The 14,033-nt window shown below is 33.4% G+C and carries 10 protein-coding genes; all 10 read right to left on the bottom strand.

Going from position 1 to position 14,033, the window contains the following annotated elements; translation table 11 throughout:
- Window positions 1-82 precede the first annotated feature (82 nt).
- Entirely contained in the window at window positions 83-940 is an 858-nt protein-coding gene (locus tag BB050_RS07030) for a hypothetical protein (RefSeq protein WP_008466054.1), read from the bottom strand.
- A 136-nt stretch (window positions 941-1,076) separates the two neighbouring features.
- Entirely contained in the window at window positions 1,077-2,411 is a 1,335-nt protein-coding gene (locus tag BB050_RS07035) for a DUF5689 domain-containing protein (RefSeq protein WP_066033088.1), read from the bottom strand.
- 20 nt (window positions 2,412-2,431) lie between these two features.
- Window positions 2,432-5,251, bottom strand: coding sequence for a carboxypeptidase-like regulatory domain-containing protein (locus BB050_RS07040; RefSeq protein WP_066033089.1), 2,820 nt, complete (start codon window positions 5,249-5,251; stop codon window positions 2,432-2,434).
- A 222-nt stretch (window positions 5,252-5,473) separates the two neighbouring features.
- Complete coding sequence (locus tag BB050_RS07045) at window positions 5,474-6,688, bottom strand: MFS transporter (RefSeq protein ID WP_008466050.1); 1,215 nt, start codon at window positions 6,686-6,688, stop codon at window positions 5,474-5,476.
- Between the two features lie 461 nt (window positions 6,689-7,149).
- Complete coding sequence (locus BB050_RS07050; RefSeq protein WP_066035116.1) at window positions 7,150-8,193, bottom strand: Gfo/Idh/MocA family oxidoreductase; 1,044 nt, start codon at window positions 8,191-8,193, stop codon at window positions 7,150-7,152.
- A gap of 64 nt (window positions 8,194-8,257) precedes the next feature.
- Window positions 8,258-9,328: an NADH:flavin oxidoreductase/NADH oxidase gene (locus tag BB050_RS07055; protein ID WP_066033090.1), complete on the bottom strand. Its 1,071-nt coding sequence runs from the start codon at window positions 9,326-9,328 to the stop codon at window positions 8,258-8,260.
- Between the two features lie 116 nt (window positions 9,329-9,444).
- The gene (locus tag BB050_RS07060; RefSeq protein ID WP_066033091.1) at window positions 9,445-11,595 is read right to left on the bottom strand and encodes a peptidase domain-containing ABC transporter; all 2,151 of its coding nucleotides are present in this window, start codon (window positions 11,593-11,595) and stop codon (window positions 9,445-9,447) included.
- Window positions 11,596-12,738: an HlyD family secretion protein gene (locus BB050_RS07065; RefSeq protein WP_066033092.1), complete on the bottom strand. Its 1,143-nt coding sequence runs from the start codon at window positions 12,736-12,738 to the stop codon at window positions 11,596-11,598.
- Between the two features lie 911 nt (window positions 12,739-13,649).
- Window positions 13,650-13,802: a hypothetical protein gene (locus tag BB050_RS21830; protein ID WP_164085580.1), complete on the bottom strand. Its 153-nt coding sequence runs from the start codon at window positions 13,800-13,802 to the stop codon at window positions 13,650-13,652.
- 53 nt (window positions 13,803-13,855) lie between these two features.
- A complete protein-coding gene (locus BB050_RS21570) occupies window positions 13,856-14,023 on the bottom strand; it encodes a class IIb bacteriocin, lactobin A/cerein 7B family (protein WP_083219814.1) in 168 nt (55 codons plus the stop codon).
- Window positions 14,024-14,033: the final 10 nt, after the last annotated feature.

Raw genomic sequence — 14,033 nt, forward strand, 5'->3', positions numbered from 1 at the left:
ACATTACAAAAAAAATGGAACCCGTTAAGATAAACTCAACTAAAGTTCCACTTTTCAAATGAATGGTCTAAGTTTAAAACCCTTATTCGTAAATAAACGTTTTTTCCGTTTTCACAATTCCGTTTTCTTCTATCTGAGAGCAAGAAATCGGATAGTTTAATTTGTTGTATTTGTATTTTCTGCTTATTGCAACTAATGCTGTAGATGATGGACTGAAATTAACTTCATTATTATAAGAAATTGATTCAAACTCAAATTCTTCTTCGTGATATGAAATCATAGGTACAATTACTTTGTAATTATCTCCAAAAAGACTTTGAACGATTAACTGATCAACCGATTTTTTATCATCATAAGTAAATGATTTAGAGATTTTATCTCCAACCAATCCTTTATGTCTTGACACATTATCGTTTACATAAACGTATTCTAGTTTTCCAATGATGGCCTTGTTTCTATCGCGTGACGTACGTCTTACAATAATTCCGTTTTCAACAAGATATTCAATATCATCTACTAAATTCTGATGATTGGTGCTCTTTTTTGTTGTTACTTTTACTCTTGCTCCTTCATACACAAATGAAACAGTCTTGGTAATGTAATTTGGACCTTCCTGGTATTTTTTTACAAATTTGGTAATATTGTTGTCGGCGTTATAAGTATAGTTGATTACTTCTTTCCAGTCGCTTCCTACCTTATCTTTTACAGTCATATCCAGCAATCCGTTTTTGTTGTAATAAAAATGCTGTACAACATCTGAAGTGGTTATTGTTTGAAGCTTACCGTCTTTAAAAACCATTGTTTTGTTAACAATTTCTCCGTCTTTAGAGTTTTGGTAATTTGTTTTTACAATGTTGATCTGCTTTAGCTTAACGTTGTCTTGACTGTGCATCAAGAAAGGAAACACCATCCATAAGATGGCAATAAAGTAGGTTTTCATGTGGTATTTGTATTGATTTGGGATGACCAAAGTACAAAATTCATTTAGATTTTAACTATTTGAAATACAAAAACTACAAACTTTTAAACAAAACACTAAAAATCAATACATTATTTATAAAAATAAAATTCACGCCTTATTTTTCTCCAAATATCTTAATATCGTCAACCATAAAAGCACCATTTAATGTTTTGTCTTTTCCTGATCCGATGTATTTAAAGGCAATATTTATGTTTCCAGAATAAGCCGAAAGATCGATTCCTCCAGAACTGATAAACTCACGCGAAGGAGTCGAAAGTGTTGGAACTTTTGCTTCCAATTTTGTCCATTTTGCTTTGGTCACGCTTGCGCCATCAAAATTAGTTGAAACGTAAACCTCTAATGTATTTAACGGAGAATCAATTTTCAAATCGTGTTGCGCACTTCTAAAAGAAAGCACTGCATTTTTATATCCCGTTAGATTTATTTTAGGCGAAACAAGCCAAGCCACGTTCTCGGCTGCAGTTGTGCTTGTTGTATTGAATTCTGCATAGCCATTACCAGAATATACCATACTTTTCCAGAGTTTTGTTGCTTTCTCTACAATGTTGCTCCATCCCGGAAGTGCAAAATTGACATTGTTTTTAACAGACTGAAAATCTTCTGAAAAAAATGGAGTATTTCTTTTTCCATTCATCACAATATCACTTTCGTATCGAACCATAAACTGGTAATCTGTACCAAATTTGGTTAGAATTCCTTTCACTTTTCCGCTTCCTTCCGGTACAGCATGATCTGCAAATTTTGAATAACTACTGGTTCTAAAAATAATCTGATTTCCTGTTTTGTCTCTCAAATACCAGTTTGTTGAACCTCCAACATTATTAGATTCTTCAAAATAATGGCGTCCTAATGCGGCTTCGGTAAATTCCACATCTTTTAATTCTATCAAAGTATTTAGCTTAGAATCTGAAAGCGCTTCTTCCACAGAAAGTGATTTAACCAACTGGTTCTCGTCTATATTTGTGCACGAAGCGTTTAATACATTTTTATATTCGTTTTGGGAAATTCTGCCAATTGTCGGATCACCAGCATTACTCACATACAAACTTCCAATTCTTAAACCGCCGTAATACAAATCTGTAAATTGATTTTTAAGTTTTACAAACACTTTATTTCCCACTCGGAAATCTATATAAGTATTTGTGGCATCAATAGGCACGCTGAAACCAATTGCTGGCGCTTTTTCAGTTTCTTTGGTCTGCAATGAAATAGTCTTAAAAAAATTGCCTCCTTCGTCGCTCGAAACTACGTAAGCTTCAATAATGTCGTCATACAAATATTGTTTCGCTGTTGTACCCGAAAGCTCATAGACTTTTTCTACACTTTTATTTACAGGAAGATTGGGCTGAGTGCAAGCTAATTTTGGAGTTTCAACTTCTTTAGTGCAACTAATTAGGGATAATGCAAACAATAAAATAATTTTTTTCATGAGAAATAAGGTTTTCTGTTTTATAAACCGATTGTAAGATTTAGAAAATAAGTTCGTCCATAACCATAATAATATCTTGGTCCAAAAGATGGTGTTCCGCTTGAAACATCTTGATTCAATGCTCTAAAATTGGCATTTCTTGCCTGTTCAAAACCGCCTGTTTTGTACATTAAATCCAAAACATTATTGACACTGGCAAAAAGTCCTACATATTTTTTATGAATACGCCAAGATTTGCCTCCGTTAAAATTCAGCAACATGACAGGTTGAAATTTTTCTTGTTTTAGCAATTCTTTCCCTCTTTCGGAAGTTGCCTCAGGAAAAGGAAAACCATTTGCCGGATTGATGTAAAATTGAGATGTTCTAGAAATTGGCGAAACATCTATATAACTCTCTGCCAAATAATTGATATTGCCACCAACCCACCAAAACTTCGGATCGCGATATTCTACTCCAAATGAATAGGCTTGCTGAGGAGTTCCTGACTGTTTATAATTTTTTAAATAAGCGGGGCCAAAATCAAAAGTAGTTTGCGCTCCTTCTTTTGCTCTATTGGCATCGTTTACAATCATTACATTTGGATTGCTGCTATAGACGTAATTTCCAAATGCTGCCGATAAAGTTGTTTTTAATGTTGGCCAAATTTGATATTCAAAACTTAATTCTGCTCCCGTATTTTTCTTATCTAAATTGGTCAGAGTCTGGCTGACAAATGCATTTGTCGAATCATAACCAGAACCATTGTCAAAAATACCTTCAGCATAGAAATAAGAAGTTCTGGAAGTATTTTTAATTGCTGTATAATAGGCTGTTAAGCGTAATTTGAGTTTTGCTGAACGATATACATAATTAGCCTCAGCACTGCTGATATTTTCACTTTCAATTCCGTCTACGACATTATTATTCAAACGTGAATTTGAAAAAGTATTCCGCAGAGAAGGCGCTCTTGTAAAATGTGCAGCATTAAAAAACAACAATTGTTTTCCTGAAATTTTATAAGTGAAACCGCCTTTGAAACCGAAATTCTCAAAATTTACTTTCTCACTTTTTCCTAAAGAATTTGTCGGATACAATCCGTTTTGATACAATCCTTCTCTCTGATAATCTGTCATCGAATAAGATTGTGTCAAGAAGAATTCTGTTTTATTATAACTAAATTTAAACTGCGTAAAAACATCTAAAGTATTAGCCAATAAATTGTAATTGTATCCGTAAATATCTCCTTTTACGACTTGACGATTTGGATGCAGCAAATCTGATTGCGAAAGATTTCCTTTGTAAAACGGATCTATATCTTCAAAATAGGCTCCGCCAAGAAGATCCAATAAATACTGAAAATTATGTGATTTTAATTTCTTAAAAATAAACCCTCCATCAAAAGAAATATTAGAAGTTATCTGTGTATTCAGATTTGAGTTTACTGCCAAAGTTCGATCATCTGTTCTGTCTTCATAAAGCACGTAATGGCTCTGCGCAGGCACATAACTACTCTGTTCTATTTTTTGATTGGCAAAATACATTTCGTTCCAATTAATCTGGGGATTTGCTAAAAATGCTATTTTGCTTTTTTCTGCATTTTCATAATCTGGGGTAAATTCACCCGAAAACTCTCCTTGATCTTTAGCATAAAGCGAACTAAAATAACTTGGCATTTTTTTATAATAAACAGGGTCCGGGCTATCAGCATTTTGGTAATCGATATTGCTATTTCCAACTTTTCCGAACTGATACATTATACCTGAATTCAGATTGGTTTTATCATCAATTTTAAAATAGTGATTGAGCATAAACAGTGGCTCTTCTACATTTTTTGTTCTTGCATTTCTCTTTTCACCGTTCTGAAATCCCCAATATGAGTTGTATTTTTCGCTCATTAAATCGGTTACTTCACTAGTATTCGCTGAGTTCTTTCCTCGTGAATTTGGCGTATAAAATCCTGTAAAATTGATTGAATTCCTGCTGTTTAATTTCTTTTCAACACTAAGAAAAAAAGAATTGGCATCGAAATTTGTGCCTTCAAAATATCCTTCATCGGCCCAGCGTTTTCCAGCTGATACCACAAAAGCCCACCCAGAAGCATTCATTCCTGAGGCATAAGTTCCGTTTGCTCGCCATAAATAAGTGGTATTGCTTCCAGAAAACGTGAGCGACGCTCCTTTTCTATACAAAGAAGCGCGTGTAAAAATCTGCTGTGTGCCTAAAATACCTCCAAAAGTATAATTGGAAGCTGCAGTTCCAACCGAGAATTCCTGATTTCTAAGCACATTGTTTAAACCTCCCCAATTGCTCCATTGCGGTCTGCCATCGTAGATTTTGTTCATTGCCATTCCGTTAAGCATCGTGATTGCATTTTCGCTGTCTAAACCACGCATGCGAAATCGAGCTTGTCCCCAATTGAAAGCTGCCGCCTGCATAAAAGCATCTCTTGATGATTGCAAAAGTCCCGAAGTCATTTCAGACGAACTATTATCCTCTGAGAAATCGCTATCTGATAAAGTGATTAATGCAGCAGGAACCTCATCTGAATAAGTGTCTTCTAACTGTAATATTCCGAGATTAATATTCTGTCCAGCATTGGACTTTACTTTCAAAAGAAAATCTTTGTATCCTTGGCTTCTTAGTAAAAGTAATTGTTCTTTTTTGGGAAATATATGAAGTTCAAATTTTCCCGATTTTGAAGTAAGCTGCATCACAGCTGTGTTCTGTATCGTCACCACTACATTTTCGAGCGGATTCTGCGTTCGGGCATCAATAACAATTCCTGTTACTGTTATTTCTTGTTGTGAAAAAGCAAAATTAAAGAACCAAAAAATAAAGAAAACTGCGTAATTTTTTATCATTAAAACCTGTTATTAACTTTTAAATATTCTTAGGATTGACACTCCTTAATTCAAAAGATAAAATTGGTTTTTGGAAAAAGAGAAACTTCTAACTTTAACGTCTAAGTTAGAAATTCAAAAATAAACAAATTATTTAAACATAAGTAAATTCTTTCAATTTTATTTCAATTTAAGTAAATAATAGCTAAAAATAATAAATCTTAAAAGACAATTATATTAAGCCTATGTCCTAATTTTAGAAACCATAAAAGCAATCAGAACGCCAAAAATTCCGATAAAGGCAAAAGAAAACTGCAGTCCAAAACTTTGTGCAATGTGACCAATTACTGGCGGCCCCATTAAGAAACCTAAGAAACTTACGCTCGAAACAATCGTTAAAGCTTCGCCCGCTGGAACTGTCGGGTTTTTACCTGCAATGCTGTAAACAGTAGGAACAATCGTTGCAACGCCCAAACCTACAAACATAAAAGCAATGGTACACGGGATGATATAAGGAAGAAAAACCGCTGTAAAAAGTCCAGCCGAAATCATAACACCGCTAATCTGCATGACACGTTCGCGTCCAAATTTATTGATTAATCCGTCGCCAAGAAATCTTCCGCTGGCCATCATAATCATAAAAGAAGTATACCCTAAAACAACCAATGGTCCTGGAGCTTTTACAATATCTTTAAAATAAACTCCGCTCCAGTCAAACATAACACCTTCGCTGGCCATACTGCAAAATCCGATAACACCTAGCCAAAGCAGAGCCGTGTCTGGTTTTACAAATAGTTTTTTGCCTTCTTCTTTGGGTTTCTTTTTTTCTTTGGCTCTAACCAAAAATTTAAAGTTAAATGCCACCATCAATAAAACAATTCCGGCTACAATAATAAAATGATGCAGCGGACTTAATTTTAAAGCCAGCATTCCTAAACCAACCAGTGCGCCTGTAAATCCGGCAAAACTCCACATTCCGTGAAACGAAGACATAATTGTTTTTTTAAACAACACTTCGGTATAAACACCTTGTGTGTTTACAGCAATATTGGCTAAGTTTCCAAAAAGACCAAATAAAAATAATCCGAGGGATAATTGTAATGATGTTGTTGCCAAACCTAAATTAATAAGGCACAAAACATACATTATTAAGGAGAAAATCAAAATGCGATGGCTTCCAAATTTAGTAACCATTTTGCCCGAAAAAGGCATAATAACCAATTGCCCAACCGGAAGCGCAAAAAGTATAGAACCCAAATCACCTTCTGTTAAATGCAAAGCTGTTTTGATATCTGGAATTCTACTCGCCCATGTGGCAAAACTCAAACCCATTCCGAAATAAAACATTCCAACAGCAAAACGAATGCGATTTAAATAGGAAGCTTTGGCTTCTCTAAATACTTTCTTGATTTTTGCTTTGGTCTGAAAAAGCGATAATGGATTAATGTTTATCAGCATATTGATTTTTATTGGAATGTTGTCAAAAATACTAAAAACGCTCGTCAAAGTGCATAAAGCCTAAGATTATCTACAATATACAACGTTATTGTTTATAAATTCAGAGGTTTTTAATTGAATTCTTATTATTAAAATTACGATTTTTCGGGTTTACTAGAATTATAATTTGTTTCATTTTTTTATGTAAACAAAAAAAGGGATTCTCAATTTTTGAGATATCCCGTTCTATTTACATTTCGTTGTTCCGTAGGAACATTTCGTCGGTAGAAAAAAATAATATCCCATCACATTTACGTTCCGTAGGAACGTTTGATTTTGGTGTCATTTTAACAATTTAATGTATCAAACGTTCCTACGGAACGAAAAATTTACCGACGAGACATTCCTAATGGAATGTTTTTAATATATGCTTATCACCTTTTGCTGTGCATTCTACCAATCAGACATTCCTACGGAACGTTTTATGATATGCCTATTACCTTTTGCTGGGCATTACTTGCAATCGCGGCTTCTATAACCTGCATTACTTTTACGCCTTCATCTGCGGTAACGGGTTCTTTTTTATCATTTGCAATCGAGTCGTAAACGCCATCAAAGAAACTGAAATAATTGCCTTGAAGCGTAGGAATTTTTTCTCTCACAATTTTACCGTCTATTTCGGTATGCAAAAGTCCCTGCAAACTTTCGTCTTCTGTTCCCCAAGAATCTAAATTTGGCTTTTTGCCAATTTTCAATTCGTCTTCCTGCACATCTCCACGAGGTTTTAAAAATGAACCTTTTTTTCCGTGAAGTGTATACGCTGGATTCGCTTCTCTAACAAAAAATCCTGCTTTTAAACGGACTCTGAAATTAGAATAAAACAAAGTCAAATCGATCCAATCGTCTACAACAGAGTTTTCTCTGGTTACGCGAATGTCGCCAAAAACAGCTTTTGGACATCCAAACAGACTTATTGCCTGATCTATAATATGCGGACCTAAATCTTTTAGAACTCCAGCTCCGTCATTGGCCGTTTCTTTATGTGCTTTTGGGCTTAGCAACGGATTGTATCTGTCGAAATGAAATTCGGCTTCGACCAAATCTCCCAAAACGCCGTCATCAATTACTTTTTTCACGGTTTTAAAATCGCTGTCCCATCTTCTGTTCTGGAAGACAGCCAATTTTAAACCCTTTTCTTTTGCAATTTTTGCCAATTCTTTTGCTTCTGCGGCCGTTGTTGTAAATGCTTTTTCTACCACAGCATGTTTTCCTGCCAAAAGCACTTTTTTAGCATATTCGTAATGCGTCCCGACTGGCGTATTTACAATTACCAAATCGACATCGTCGCTTAATAATTCGTCTAGCGAAGCGTAACTTTTTACGTATGGATAATCTTCTTGAATTAATTTTTTGCTTCTTTCCCAAGAACCTAATAGTTCAAATCCTTCATGAATATCTAAAAATGGAGCGTGGAAAACTTTCCCCGACATTCCGTATGATAATAGTGCTGTTTTTATCTTCTGCATTGGTATAGTTTTTTTGTTTGCCACGAATTGCACGAATTAACACAAATCGGTACGCATAAAATTTTTAAAGTTTAGCTCTTTCGTATTGTTTTGGCCATTGAATATCGTCGTTTAATGTTGCGGCAAAATCTAAAGGCAAGTTCGGATTTCTCAAAGATTCTCTGGCGAATAAAATCAAATCGGCTTGATTTTTATTTAAAATTTCTTCGGCTTGTTTGGCTTCTGTAATTAATCCGACTGCTCCTGTTGCGATATCTGCTTCAGCTTTCACTTTTTCAGCAAAAGGAACTTGATAACCTGGTCCTAATGTTATTTTTTGATGCGAAACCAATCCGCCTGACGAAACATCAATTAAATCTACACCCTTTTCTTTTAATATTTTAGAAAGCTGAACAGATTCTTCTGGATTCCATCCGTTTTCTGCCCAGTCGGTTGCCGAAATTCTAACAAACAATGGCAAATCTGAAGGCCATTCTGATTGAACCGCTTCTACAATTTCTAATGTAAAACGGATTCTGTTTTCGAAACTTCCTCCATATTCGTCTGTTCTTACGTTTGTCAGAGGGGATAAAAACTGATGCAATAAATAACCATGAGCCGCATGGATTTCTACAACCTTATATCCTGCTTCAACCACTCTTTTTGTCGCGGTTTTAAAATCGGAGATCACTTTTTGAATTCCGTTTTTGTCCAATGCTTCCGGAAGAAATGGTTCATTTTCATGATATGGAATCGCGCTTGGCGCTACAGTCTGCCATCCGCCTTTAGCGAAATCTAACTTTTTATTTCCAAGCCACGGAGCCGAAACGCTTGCTTTTCTTCCTGCATGCGCTAATTGAATTCCGGGAATAGAATTTTGAGAAACAATAAAGGCATTAATTTGTTTTAGTTTTTCGATATGTTCATCTTTCCAGATTCCAAGATCGGAAGGAGAAATTCTAGCTTCTGGAGAAACCGCCGTTGCTTCCTGAATAATAAGTCCGGCACCTCCGCTGGCACGGCTTCCTAAATGAACCAGATGCCAATCGTTTGCAAATCCGTCAATTGCAGAATACTGGCACATTGGCGAAATCGCAATTCTATTTTTTAAGGTGATATTTTTTATGGTAAAGGGAGAAAATAATTTCGTTGCCATATACTTGTAACTTTTAATGATTTTATACTACCAATTGAGTGAGGCAGTGTTCGAAAAGTAAAGTTACGGCATCTTGTTAAAACGAGAAATCGAAATGTTTATTAATTAACAAACATTTAAACCAAATTCTGCTTATTCCATAAATTATAATATTCCGTTTTCTGTTCCAATAAGTCAAAATGGTTTCCTGACTCTACAATTAATCCATTTTTCATAACCAATATACTATCCGCATTTGCTATTGTGCTTAAACGATGCGCAATAACAATTATCGTTTTCCCTTGCGATTTAAAATTATCAATGACTTCTTTTACAATTTGTTCAGAGTTCGTGTCTAATGACGCTGTTGCCTCATCCATTAATAATATTTCAGGATTTTTGTACAATGCACGTGCAATCGCAATTCTTTGCTTTTGTCCACCCGAAAGCATTGCTCCGTTTTCGCCAATTTGTGTTTCAAATCCGTTTGGCAATTTTTCGACAAACTCATGAATGCCAAGTTGTTTTGAAAGCTCTAAAATTCTCTGAATATTTGGAAACGATTCCCCTAAAGCGATATTTTCTATAATATTTCCAGAAAACAAATTAAGCTGTTGGGGAATAACACCAATAATTTTTCTTAAACTCTTATAATGGACATGTTTAAGATCAAAATCTCCAATATTAATTTTACCTTCTTTTATTGGGTAAAGGTTTTGCAAAAGCGAAATCAAAGTAGTTTTCCCACTACCGCTTTCACCTACAATAGCTGTCGTTTGATTTTTCTTAAATACAGCATTAAAATTTTTAAAAACTTCGATGCGAGATCCATATCGAAAAGAAACATTTTCAAATTCTATATCTCCCAAATTTTCTTTTGTTAATTCAATCTTGTTTTCTGTTTCCTCTCTTTCTAAATCCATAATTTCAAAAAGCCTGTCAGCAGCAATCAGAGCGTTTTGCGCTGTTTTATTCATATTAATTAAGGATGCAACAGGCGAAGTAAAATAACCGATTAACGCATAAAAGGAAAACAATTCCCCAGGAGTAATTGCTCTATCAATCACATAACCCGAACCAATCCACATCAAGATTACAGTAAATATAGATGCTAAAAACTGTGTTGAAGTTGTAGCAAAAATGCCATTTAAACCAGATTTATAAGTTATGAATAATAGTTTTACAAATTTATTTTCGGTTTTTAAATTTGAAAATTCTTCAATCCCAAATTCTTTAACAGTTCTAACATGCGTAATGCTTTCAACCAATTGTGTCTGCAGTTCTGCAGCATTCTCCATTATGTTCCTTTCAACCTTTTTGTTGAATTTGTTTAGCAGAAAATAAATTAAAACATAAAACGGAATAACTAAAACAATGACCAAAGCCAATTTCCAATAATAGGTAAACATTAATGCAAAAGAAAAGATGACAATAAAAACATTTACAATCATTTCGATTGCGGTTTCATTTATAAAGGATCGTATTTTTACTGCATCATTTATTCTTGATGTAATTTCTCCGATCTGCATGGTATCGAAAAATCGTTGAGGCAAATGAAGCAGATGTTTATAATAGCCTAAGATCAATTTAGCATCTATTAACTGGCCTGTTTTCATCACAAAAATGCTTTTCTTTGAGCCAATATATGCTTGAAGCAAAATAATTGCAATCATAGAAACACTTAATAAATTAAGTAGATTTCTATTGCCATCTACCAAAACGTAATCTGTTATTTTTTGGATATAAATAGACATTGCCAATCCTAAAACTGTAAATAAAATAGCGCCAAATAATGCCTGAATTAAAATAGTTTTATGTGGCTGAATTAAATTCCAAAACCTTTTTAAAGGTGAAGTTTTTTCATCTAATGTTTTAAAATCTTCATTTGGTGCAAAAAGAATTAAAACGCCTGTCCAGATTTTTTGAAATTCTTCAAAAGTGTATGTCTCCATTTTACCAAAACCTGGATCCATAACCGTAATTGCAGATTTTTCAACTTTGTAAATAACTAAATAATGTTGATACTGCTCTTTTGTTATAATATGGGCAATGGCTGGAAGCGGAATTTTATCTAAGGCATCTAAACCTCCTTTTACGCCTTTTGCTGTAAATCCCATTTTCTCAGCTGCTTCAGTTATTCCAAGAACATTTGTACCGCGTTTATCTGTATTGGCATACTGACGTATTCTCGCTATGGGAAGATTAACTTTGAAATGATTTCCGATAGAAGCCAGACAAGCAGCACCACAATCTTTAATATCATGTTGTTTTATTTTTATTGAAGCCATTTATTTTTTAGCTGATAATTGTTTTGGGTTTAGCCAATTGTCTATTTTATCAAATAGCAAATCGAATAAACTTCGGCGTGTAATTATATATCTTGTAGTTAAGGTCATTCCTTTTGAAACATCAGTTTTGTAACCTGATTTTAGATGTAAAGTTTTAGAATCTAACGTACAACGCACTTTAAAAAAAGCCTGTTCTCCCTGTATTGTTATATTATGGTCAATATCAATCACTTTCCCTTCCAACAAACCCCATTGGTTATAATTGAAAGCATCTAACTGGAATTTTACTTTTTGATTTTTCTTAATTAAACCAATATCATTTGGAGAAACATTATTCTCAACAATAAGGTGATCTGGAGAAGAAATTGTTGCAATAGATTGTGATGCATTTATAAAAGATCCTTTTTGAATGCCTGAAAAGTTTTCTATAGTTCCCGAAATAGGAGCCAAAACAAAATAATTATTCGATTCAACTTTTATTTTAGCAACAGTTCCATTAAGATTTTTTAATCGTTCTTCTAAATCTCTTTTCTGATTTTCCCAAGCTGCTTTTTGTTGGCTTACAAAACTTTGCAAGGCTTGTTTGTTTAACCGTAATTCGTATTCAAGTTTTTCAAAATCTGCCTTAGCAATAATATCTTTATGAAAAAGAATTTTATTGCGGTCATAATTATTTTGCGATTGCGAAATTTTGCTTTGCAGTTCGTTCTTTCCTGATTGAAATTTTAATAAATCTTCACGTGCTGTAGAAGTAAGCAAATTTTTTGTTTGATTGTGCAGTAAGTTATTAATATCGCTTAGCAATAAAGAAACCGAACTCAACAATACATCTTGAGTTCTTTTTTCGCTTTCCAGATTTTCTTTAGAGATTTTTATTAATGTGTCTCCTTTTTTTACAAAAGCATTATTTCTTAAGCCTATCCAATTGATCTTACCGTTAACAATTGTTGCAACTGGAACATTATCTGTTTTACTGCGAATTATTCCTCTACTTTGACTGCTTATATCTAATTTAATTATGGGTAATGACCCCAATAAAATGATAACAGCAAGAAGAATTATCAAATAAATTGAAAAGCTTTTTGTTTTATTTCTTGCTATAAGATTTTCAAGTGTGTTTATTGGATCTGAACTGAAATTCATACTTTTTAAATATGGAAAGAATATTCTTTTTCAACTATTTGTTGGAAAGAGAATACTTTAAAGAGTTAATGGCATATATAATATGCAAGTTTGCCACACGCATAACCTGCCCAATACAACAAAAAAATAACATTGCACCTATTAATAAAGCAATTTTAAGAGAGGCATCTTCTTTTATTTTTTTTAGAATTACTAATGAGTAAAATAAAATAAAGCTTCTCCACAAACTCTACCAAAAAAGTATAGCGCAAAAACTAAAATTAAAAAACACATAAACAAGGGTTAAAAAAAAATTATCTTTTGTCCCAATAAAAGTTTTGATCTTCATATCAATATTTATGTAAAATGAGGGATTTTCAATTCTATCCCTCATTTATTTTAATGTGCTAGTGTTTTTCCAAAAGCCATTCCTTTTTCAAATATGTAAATACTAATAGATAAAAAAATTATCACTGCATATAGTATTATAAAATAGGTTCTATTTTTTGTTTTCATTAATAATTTTAAAGTAATCATTTGCAAACCTAAAAGACCATATTCTAGCAACAGTATGATACAATTGATTCAATTTCAATACTACCTTTAATCTCCCGTTGTTCAATCATCAACAACTCTACTAATTCAGTTCATTAATCAAAAAAAAAATTTCAATTTCTGATGGGATTATTTTGTTTTGCTACTATGCCTTAAATCGTATTTGGCACATTCATGCCCTAAAGAATAGCATAAAACAGCTACAAAAAGCGCGAGAAAACATATTCGCACAATTAATTTATCTCTCATAATTCAATTTTAAAGATTATGCCTTCTATCATATTTATTGCAAACAATCCTGTTTTGGTTAATTAAATCTAAATCTTTGCGCAATACTTAAAAAAACTTGGGGATTTATTGCCAAGTTTTTTTTGTTTTTAATGAGTTGCAAAATACAAAGTGTCGCCCAAAATTTTTCCAGCAAAATAAGACATGAAACAAAGCAAAATGGATATATAAATTATAGTCAATAGTTTTTTATTCTTTTTGCCCAAAAGAAGATTTTCAATAAACAGTTCCTTTTTTTTCATTTTTTACTTTTTTAACACACGAGAAACAATCCCGTGTGTTGGTTAATAAACTATTAATGAGTAGCATACCATAAAAAGTCCCCAGCTGCCTGACCAGCAGCATATGCAGCTCCCATTAAAGCACAGCAAGCTAAAACAGTTTGAAAAATACCCCCATCAATATTTTCTTTCTCTTCAAAAGTTAATTCTTTTAATTCGTTAATCTCTATTTCTATCAACATAATTTGCTTA

The organism is Flavobacterium anhuiense, assembly GCF_001705175.1.
Lineage (GTDB): Bacteria > Bacteroidota > Bacteroidia > Flavobacteriales > Flavobacteriaceae > Flavobacterium > Flavobacterium anhuiense.

Coding starts and splice junctions, on each gene's coding strand:
- BB050_RS21830 (WP_164085580.1), bottom strand. CDS start 13,802: ATGAAAAAAAAGGAACTGTTTATTGAAAATCTTCTTTTGGGCAAAAAG.
- BB050_RS21570 (WP_083219814.1), bottom strand. CDS start 14,023: ATGTTGATAGAAATAGAGATTAACGAATTAAAAGAATTAACTTTTGAA.
- BB050_RS07050 (WP_066035116.1), bottom strand. CDS start 8,193: ATGCAGAAGATAAAAACAGCACTATTATCATACGGAATGTCGGGGAAA.
- BB050_RS07045 (WP_008466050.1), bottom strand. CDS start 6,688: ATGCTGATAAACATTAATCCATTATCGCTTTTTCAGACCAAAGCAAAA.
- BB050_RS07040 (WP_066033089.1), bottom strand. CDS start 5,251: ATGATAAAAAATTACGCAGTTTTCTTTATTTTTTGGTTCTTTAATTTT.
- BB050_RS07060 (WP_066033091.1), bottom strand. CDS start 11,595: ATGGCTTCAATAAAAATAAAACAACATGATATTAAAGATTGTGGTGCT.
- BB050_RS07030 (WP_008466054.1), bottom strand. CDS start 940: ATGAAAACCTACTTTATTGCCATCTTATGGATGGTGTTTCCTTTCTTG.
- BB050_RS07065 (WP_066033092.1), bottom strand. CDS start 12,738: ATGAATTTCAGTTCAGATCCAATAAACACACTTGAAAATCTTATAGCA.
- BB050_RS07035 (WP_066033088.1), bottom strand. CDS start 2,411: ATGAAAAAAATTATTTTATTGTTTGCATTATCCCTAATTAGTTGCACT.
- BB050_RS07055 (WP_066033090.1), bottom strand. CDS start 9,328: ATGGCAACGAAATTATTTTCTCCCTTTACCATAAAAAATATCACCTTA.